This window comes from Halorubrum sp. CBA1125, from assembly GCF_009742825.1.
Taxonomy (GTDB): Archaea; Halobacteriota; Halobacteria; order Halobacteriales; family Haloferacaceae; genus Halorubrum.
Genome location: NZ_WPCE01000134.1, coordinates 1 through 7,893, shown reverse-complemented (window position 1 = coordinate 7,893; position 7,893 = coordinate 1). Strand labels below are relative to the sequence as shown.

6 protein-coding genes and 2 pseudogenes are annotated in these 7,893 nt (G+C 70.6%); 4 read left to right on the top strand and 4 right to left on the bottom strand.

Going from position 1 to position 7,893, the window contains the following annotated elements:
- A pseudogene (locus tag GJ633_RS11670) lies at nt 1–740 on the bottom strand (FAD-binding protein); the annotation flags it as partial.
- On the bottom strand, nt 727–2,502 hold the full coding sequence (gene glpA / locus GJ633_RS11665; protein WP_156588964.1) for an anaerobic glycerol-3-phosphate dehydrogenase subunit GlpA: 1,776 nt from the start codon (nt 2,500–2,502) through the stop codon (nt 727–729). The gene glpA and the pseudogene GJ633_RS11670, both read right to left, overlap by 14 nt.
- 415 nt (nt 2,503–2,917) lie before the next feature.
- On the opposite strand from glpA, the gene glpK reads away from it, so the two are divergent.
- From glpK to msrA, 4 genes are all read left to right on the top strand, one after another.
- Entirely contained in the window at nt 2,918–4,396 is a 1,479-nt protein-coding gene (gene glpK / locus GJ633_RS11660) for a glycerol kinase GlpK (protein WP_394351151.1), read from the top strand.
- Nucleotides 4,397–4,489: 93 nt separating this feature from the next.
- Nucleotides 4,490–5,662 (top strand): AAA family ATPase, encoded by a 1,173-nt coding sequence (locus tag GJ633_RS11655; protein ID WP_321169049.1) that lies wholly within the window; start codon nt 4,490–4,492, stop codon nt 5,660–5,662.
- Nucleotides 5,663–5,818: 156 nt separating this feature from the next.
- Nucleotides 5,819–6,499 carry a phosphoglycolate phosphatase gene (locus tag GJ633_RS11650; protein ID WP_156588961.1) on the top strand — a complete coding sequence of 227 codons (681 nt, stop codon included), beginning with the start codon at nt 5,819–5,821 and terminating at the stop codon, nt 6,497–6,499.
- A 77-nt stretch (nt 6,500–6,576) separates the two neighbouring features.
- Nucleotides 6,577–7,113: a peptide-methionine (S)-S-oxide reductase MsrA gene (gene msrA / locus GJ633_RS11645; protein ID WP_156588960.1), complete on the top strand. Its 537-nt coding sequence runs from the start codon at nt 6,577–6,579 to the stop codon at nt 7,111–7,113.
- Nucleotides 7,114–7,147: 34 nt separating this feature from the next.
- Here the strand turns inward: msrA and hpt are convergent, their stop codons facing one another.
- Nucleotides 7,148–7,717 carry a hypoxanthine/guanine phosphoribosyltransferase gene (gene hpt / locus GJ633_RS11640; protein ID WP_156588959.1) on the bottom strand — a complete coding sequence of 190 codons (570 nt, stop codon included), beginning with the start codon at nt 7,715–7,717 and terminating at the stop codon, nt 7,148–7,150.
- 85 nt (nt 7,718–7,802) lie between these two features.
- Nucleotides 7,803–7,893, bottom strand: a pseudogene (locus GJ633_RS11635) (enoyl-CoA hydratase/isomerase family protein); the annotation flags it as partial.

Sequence of the window (7,893 nt, the reverse complement as noted above, 5' to 3'; positions counted from 1 at the left end):
GCCGGCCTCGTCGACGACGTCGTGGAGGTGCGGCGCGACCGCCTTCGCGAGCGCCTCCCGCGCCGGCGTCCCGTCGATCGGCTCGTCGTGGTCGAGCGCCTTGGCGAACCGCGTCACCTTGGTGTCGTCGGGGAACGCCTCGGCGAACGCCACCTCCGCGCCGGCGGCGTCGAACGGGACGCCGGCCGCCTCCAGCCGCGCCGCGAACGCCCGCGCGTCGTACTCGGTGAGCGACCGGAACCCGACGATCAGGGTCGGCCGCGGGTCGCTCGCGAGCCCCGCCTCGGCGGCCGCGGGGTACCGCGCGGTCGGCTTCACGCTCCCGCCGAACGTCGGCAGGAGGGCGTTCCGATCGGTGTGGCTCCCGCGGTAGGCGTCTCCCGCGAGGTCGTCGAAGAGAGCGAGCCCCTCGCGGAGGGCGTCCGCCCCGACGATCCGGTAGGGGTGCGTCTCGGGGAGCCGGTCGATCGCCTGGAAGGGGTCGGAAAGCGGCCCCTCGGGGTCCGGCCACTCGTCGCGGTCGAGCTCGCGGCCCGCGGTCGGCGGCCCCTCGCGCAGGGGCTCGGTCGGCTCCGTCGCCGGGACGTACCCGAGCGCGTCGATCAGCCCGGAGGCCTGCCGGAGCGTGCTCGCCTTGTGCGAGACGAGCCGGACGTCCGCGCCCTCGCGGACCGCGGCGATCGCGAGGTGATCGCCGCGAGCCCGCCCCCGACGACGAGGACGTCGCTATCGATCGCCATGCTCGCCTCCGTCGGCGCCCGCGTCGTTGGCTGCGCGGCCGCCGTCCGTCGCGGCTGTATCGGCAGCTCCCGATTCGTTGGGTCCGGACGCACCGGCGCCCGCGTCGAACGCGTCGAAATCGACCTCGCGGTCGAGGGTCGCCGGGTCGCCGTCGCGGTTCATCGTCGTCGCGTGCAGCAGGTGGTTCAACATCGCCTGCGAGAGCTGGCGCCCCCACAGCGCGTGTCGCTGGCCCTTCCAGCGCTCCTGGTACAGCTCGTCTTCGGCGTCGCGGACGACCGGCTCCGGGTATTCTCCTGCCAGCTCCGCCGCGATCCGGTGGGCACAGAAGCCGCCCTGACAGTTGCCCATCGAGGCGCGGGTCCGCAGGCGGACCGCGTTGAGGTCCGTCCCCGACTCGTCGATCGCGTCGCGGACCTCCGCGCGGGTGACGCCTTCGCACTCGCAGACGACGGGGTTCGGGTCGACCTCGGAGAGCACGTCGTCCGCGCGCGATCCGAGCCGCTGTCCGGACCGGCGAGCGACCGGCGACCGGAGCCCGAACTCGTCCATCAGTTCCCGCATCCGGGCTGGGCTCTCCGAGCCGGGCAGCGGCGCCTCTGCCGTGTCGCAGGTCGCCTCGTGGCCGAGGGTCTCACAGACGTGGTCGCTTATCGCCTCGGCCATCAGCCGGTAGGTGGTGAGCTTCCCCCCGACGATGGTCGTCATCCCCGGGAGGTCGTCGCGGTCGGCGTGGTCCAACAGGAAGTAGTCGCGGGTGATGTCGGTCGGGTCCTCCGTGCCCGTCCCCGGCGGCTCGTAGAGGGGTCGGACGCCCCAGAACGAGCGGAGCGTCCGGGCGTCCTTCAGCGCCGGGATCAGCTCCGAGAGCGTCTCGATCACGAGGTCGACCTCCCACTCCTCCTCGGGGTAGTCCTCCGGGTCGTCGACCTCCTCGTCGGTGGTGCCGAGGATGCAGGCGGTCTCGTGGGGGACGACGATGTCGGCGTCGCCCTTCGGTCGGCAGCGGTTGATCACGGTGTCGACCTGCCGGGTGTTCATCACCGTCATCACGCCCTTCGAGGGGCGCACCGCGACGTCGACGCCCGCCATCTCACCCACGCGACCGGCCCACGCGCCGGTCGCGTTGACGACGTGGCGAGCGCGGATCTCCTCGGTGGTGCCGGGCTCGCGGTGGACCCGCTTGCCCGGGCCGGCGTCGTGTTCCACCTCGACGCCGACGACGTCGCCGTCCTCGACGAGCACGTCGGTGACCGGGGCGTGGGTCTCGATCCGCGCGCCGTGCTCGCGCGCGTCGGCCGCGTTCGCGACGCAGAGCCGGAACGGGTCGATCGCGGCGTCCGGGAGGACGATCGCCTTCTCGACGTCGCGCGCGAGGTACGGCTCGCGCCGGCGGGCCTCCGCGCCGTCGATCACCTCGACGGGGATGTCACACGCGCGACAGCCCGCCAGCTTCTCCCGGAAGTACTCCTCGGAGTCCTCCGGGCGCTTCACGAACATGCCGCCGGTCTCCTCGACGCAGTGGGCCGCGATGTCGCGGAGCACCCGGTTCTCCTCGATGCACTCGCGGGCGCTCTTCCGGTCCGACACCGCGTACCGTCCCCCGCTGTGTAACAGCCCGTGCATACGCCCCGTCGTGCCGTGGGTCAGGTTCCCCTTCTCGACGAGGACCGCCTCGAGCCCGCGGCGCGCCAGATCCCTGACGACGCCACACCCCGTCGACCCCCCACCGACGACGACGACGTCCGCCCGTCGATCCATATCGATCCGCTCGGCCCCCGCCCACTTTATGTTACCTCCTCCCCGGTACTATCCATAACAATTTGCCGGCTCGGCTCGAACGAGCGCCATGGCGCGCGAACGGTCCGCCAGATACGCGTTGTGCGCTCCGTGTCGCGAGTGTCAACGCGAAGGTTATTGTGATAGTGCAGTATGTTCATGGATAGCGTGGTGATATTCGTGAAGAGGTGTCTCGACGGCGTCGATCGACCGTCTCCGGCTCGGTGGCCCGGCGGACGTGCCGGTCCCGGATTCCGGATGCGAGACCGGGCGCGTGACGCTCTCCGGCGGTCGTCGCGCCCGGGCGCCGTCGCGAGCGGATCGGCACCACGGGAGGACACAACACATGACACAGTACGTCGGTGCGATTGATCAGGGGACGACCGGGACCCGTTTTATGGTGTTCGACCACGGCGGGCGGGTCGTCGCGAACGCGTACGAACGACACGAGCAGATCTACCCGAATCCGGGCTGGGTCGAACACGACCCGATCGAGATCTGGGAGAACACGAAACGGGTCGTCCGCGACGGCCTCGCGGACGGCGGGGTGGAGGCGAGCCAGCTCGACGCCATCGGAATCACCAATCAGCGCGAGACGACGATCGTCTGGGACCGCGAGACGGGCAAGCCGGTTCACAACGCCTTGGTGTGGCAAGATCGCCGGACGACGGACCGCGTCGAGGAACTTCAGGAGGCCGGTAAGGCGGAGGAGATCCGCGAGAAGACCGGCCTCGAGGCCGACGCCTACTTCTCCGCGACCAAGACTGAGTGGCTCCTCGACAACGCCGAGCCGCTCAAGATGCGGAGTTCGCGCGGGGGCGACCTCCGTGACCGCGCACGCGAGGGCGAGCTCCTGATGGGAACCGTCGACTCCTGGCTCGTCTACAACCTGACGGGCAACCACGTCACGGACGTCACGAACGCTTCCCGAACGATGCTGTACAACATCCGAGAGCTGGCGTGGGACGACGAGCTGTTGGCCGAGTTCGACGTGCCCGAGGAGATGGTGCCCGAGGTGCGGCCCTCCTCCGACGAGGCGTACTACGGACACACCGACGCGGACGGGTTCCTCGGCGAGGAGATTCCCGTCGCGGGCGCCTTGGGCGACCAGCAGGCCGCGCTGTTCGGCCAGATCTGCTTCGACGCGGGAGACGCGAAGAACACCTACGGCACCGGGTCGTTCTACCTGATGAACACGGGCACCGAGGCGGTCGAGTCCGACCACGGGCTCCTGACGACGATCGGGTTCCAGCTGTCCGGCGAACCCGTCCAGTACGCGCTGGAGGGATCGATCTTCATCACCGGCGCCGCGATCGAGTGGCTCGAAGACGTCGACCTGATCAACAACGCCGCGCAGACCGCGGAGCTGGCCCGGTCGGTCGACTCGACCGACGGCGTCTACATGGTCCCGGCGTTCACGGGCCTCGGCGCCCCGCACTGGGACGGTCGCGCCCGCGGGACCATCGTCGGGATGACCCGCGGCACCCGGAAGGAACACATCGTCCGCGCCGCCTTAGAGAGCATCGCGTACCAGACGCGCGACGTCGCGGAGGCGATGGAGGCCGACTCCGGCGTGGAGACGACGAGCCTCCGGGTCGACGGCGGCGCGGTGAAAAACGACTTCCTCTGTCAGCTCCAGTCCGACATCCTCCAGACGACGATCGAACGGCCGGAGGTCGACGAGACCACCGCGCTCGGTGCCGCGTACGCCGCCGGGCTCGCGGTCGGGTACTGGGACACCGTCGACGAGCTGCGCGACAACTGGCAGGTCGACCGGGAGTTCACCCCGGAGAAGACGGAGGCGGCGGTCGACGAGCTCTACGACCGGTGGGGCGACGCCGTCGAGCGGTCGCTCGACTGGGCACGCGAAGAGTGACCGATGAGCGACCCACGCGTCCGTCGCCGTCGCCCACACCGAAGTGACGCCGCTGCGCACCGGAGGGTCCCCCCCACCCACGGAGGCGGCGCCGTGAACATCGACGAGCGGATCGAGCGCCGGCTCGACCACGAGTCCGGCACCGGGGTCCTCCTCGACCTCGACGCCGTCTCTCCGGTGTCGCACCCCGAGTCGCCGGTCGGGAGGGGCGCGGCGATCGAGCGGCTGCTCGACGCGTTCGCCCCGGCGTTCTCCGGATCGCTCCCGCCGAGCGTCTACGTTCACGGGCCGAAAGGCAGCGGGAAGTCCGCCGTCGTCTCCGCGCTCTTCGATCGGCTCGCGACGCGCAGCGCCCCCCGACGGGCGATCCTCACGTCGACGCGGGCGGCCGAGCCGACGCTCCCCGAGTTCGTCTACGTCGACGCCCGCCGGGCCGCGACGCGGTTCCGCCTCTACCGCGCGGTCCTCGCGGCGGTGACGAACGAGCCGGTCCCCGACCACGGGGTCGAGACGGACGAGCTCGCCGCGTCGCTCCGAGACGCCGTCGACACGGGCCCCGACGTGGTCGTGGCGGTCGACCACACGAACGAGCCCGAGACGCCGTCTCCGGGGACGGTCGTCGACTGGCTCACCGACGCCGCCGGTCGCGTCGTCCCGGCCTGTCTCGGGCGCGACCCGGTCGAGACGGTCGACTGGAACCCGGACGTGACCGTCGAGTTCTCCGCGTACCGGCGGCACGTGCTGGTGGAGGTCCTGACCGGCCGGTGTTCGACCGGGCTCGGCCGCGACGTCCTCACGCACGACCAGATCCGCGAGGTCGTCGAGTGGGCCGACGGCGACGCTCACGACGGGCTCGCGGCCGTCGCGGGCGCGGCGATCGTCGCAGAGCGGGCCGGCGCCTCCACGGTCAGGCCGCGCGACCTCGACGCGGGGATCGAGGCCGTCCCGCAGCCCGGCGTCGCGCTCGGACGGGTGCTCGGGCTCTCGGAGAGCCGGCGACGACTCCTCTACGAACTCGTGACGCTCTCCGCCGCCGAGCGGTCCTCGGTGAGCGTCGCGACCGAGGCGGTCGCCGCCCGAGAGACGGTCGACCTGTCGGCGTCCACCGTCCGTCGCGTGCTCTACGAACTTGCCGACGCGGGCCTGATCGACCGGGTCACCGCGTCGCGGAGCGAGGGCAAGGGGCGTCCGCCGAGCCGACTCGTCCCGCGGTTCCCCATCCTCGTGTACCGGGAGCTGTTCGACCGCCTCTCGTGGTCGAACTGAGGGCGGCCGCGAGTCGCGGCGGCGTGGGTCGGCGCCGGGCGGCTGACCGGTCGCTGGGCGGCCGACCGACCGCTGGGTGGCTGACCGGCCGTTGGGCGGCTGACCGAGGTCGCGGTCGAACGGAAGACAGTTGCGTCTCCCGTGATCACCGCGGGTATGGTTCCACCGCTGGTTCTCGACATCGACGGAACGCTGACGACGCCGACCGGCCGTCTCGATCCCCGGGTGTTCGAGCTGTTACCCGAGTGGGACGCGCCGGTGGTGTTCGCCACCGGGAAGGCGTTCCCGTACCCGGTCGCGCTCGCGAGCTTCCTCGGCCGGCGGGAGCGGGTGATCGCCGAGAACGGCGGCGTGGTGTACGTCGACGGGAAGACGACGATCGTCGGCGACCCCGACGCGGCGTGGGCCGTCGTCGAGGCGTTTCGCGAGCGCGGCGGCGACCTCGGGTGGGGAGACGGCGACACCGCGAACCGGTGGCGCGAGACGGAGGTCGCGGTCTCCATCGACGCCGACGAGGCGCTGCTGCGAGAGGTGGCCGCGGCCGCCGGCGACGTCGAGGTGGTCGACACCGGGTACGCGTACCACGTCAAGTCCCCGGACGTGAGCAAGGGCCGCGGGCTCAAGCGAGCGGCCGAGACGCTCGGGATCGACGCCGTCGACTTCGTCGCGGTCGGCGACAGCGAGAACGACGTCTCGACCTTCGAGGTCGTCGGGGAGTCGTACGCCGTCGCCAACGCGGACGCGGCCGCCCGGAGCGCGGCGGATGTCGTGGTCGAGTCGGCCCACATGGACGGCACGGTCGAAGTGCTGGCCGCGCTCCGCGACCGGTCCGCGTGAGCCGCGTCTCGCAGTGATTCTCCCCGCCGCCGGTTCGGACGCACGCGAGTTAAGACCGTTCGGCCCCAAGGGAGGCCATGAGCGACGGACTGGACGCCGCCACGCTCGGCGGCGGGTGTTTCTGGTGTATCGAGGCGGCGCTCGAGCAACTGGAGGGCGTCGAGTCGGTGACGAGCGGGTACGCCGGCGGGCACGTCGAGGACCCCACCTACGAGGCGGTGTGTTCGGGTGAGACCGGCCACGCGGAGGTCGTGCGCGTCGAGTACGACCCAAACGTGCTCGAGTACGTCGACCTGCTGGAGGTGTTCTTCTCGATCCACGACCCGACGCAGCTGAACCGGCAGGGACCGGACGTCGGCACGCAGTACCGGTCGATCGTGTTGCCCCACGACGACGAGCAGCGCGAGGTCGCCGAGTCGTACGTCGCGGCGCTCGACGAGGAGTACGACGACGACGTGGTCACCGAGGTAGAGCCGCTCGACGCGTTCTACGAGGCCGAGGAGTACCACCAGGACTACTTCGCGAAGAACCCGAACGACGCCTACTGCACCTTCCACGCGAAGCCGAAGGTGGAGAAGGTGCGCGAGCAGTTCGAAGCCAAGGTCGCCGAGTAGCGGACGGGGGCACGCCGGGCTAGTCGTGCCGGGCTTAGTCGTCGCCCTGCGCGTCGACGATCACGACCTCGCCGTCGTCGACGGTGACGTTGATCAGCGTCTTCACGTTGTAGTCGGTGCCGTCGAGCTCGTTGTCGCCGGCCTTCTTGATCACGGCGACGACGTCGACGACGTCGGCGCCGACCTCGTTGGTGAGCGCGTCGAGGATCGCCTTCATCGTGCCGCCGGTCGAGAGCACGTCGTCGAGGACGAGCACGCGGTCGCCTTCCTCGACGTCGTTGATGTACATCTCCGACTCGGAGTAGCCCGTCTCCTGGAACAGCGGCACCTCGCCGTCGAGGCCGTACTGTCGTTTCCGGATGACGACGAGCGGGATGTCGGTCATGAGCGAGAGCGCGGTGGAGATGTGGATCCCCATCGCGGCTGGCGTGACGATCTTGTCGACGTTCTCCAGTTCGGCCTTCCGGATGATCCGGATGACGATCTCCCGGAGCAGCTCCGGTTCGAGCATCGGAACCCCGTCGCTTATCGGGTGGACGAAGTACTGGTACTCGCCTTTCTCGATGATCGGCGCGTCGAGGAGCGACTGCCGCAACTGGTCCATGTCGCGGGTACTCGGGGGGTTCAATAAAGCGTGGCGATTGACCGCCCGCGGTGAGGACCGGTGACACGGACGGCGTCCGCCCGGATCACTCGAAGTCGGGGTCTCGCTTCGCGAGGAACGCCGCCATCCCCTCGCGCTGGTCGCGCGTGCCGAACAGCCCGGACCACGCCCGGCGT

Coding starts and splice junctions, on each gene's coding strand:
- glpA (WP_156588964.1), bottom strand. CDS start 2,502: ATGGATCGACGGGCGGACGTCGTCGTCGTCGGTGGGGGGTCGACGGGG.
- glpK (WP_394351151.1), top strand. CDS start 2,918: ATGGTGTTCGACCACGGCGGGCGGGTCGTCGCGAACGCGTACGAACGA.
- GJ633_RS11650 (WP_156588961.1), top strand. CDS start 5,819: ATGGTTCCACCGCTGGTTCTCGACATCGACGGAACGCTGACGACGCCG.
- msrA (WP_156588960.1), top strand. CDS start 6,577: ATGAGCGACGGACTGGACGCCGCCACGCTCGGCGGCGGGTGTTTCTGG.
- hpt (WP_156588959.1), bottom strand. CDS start 7,717: ATGGACCAGTTGCGGCAGTCGCTCCTCGACGCGCCGATCATCGAGAAA.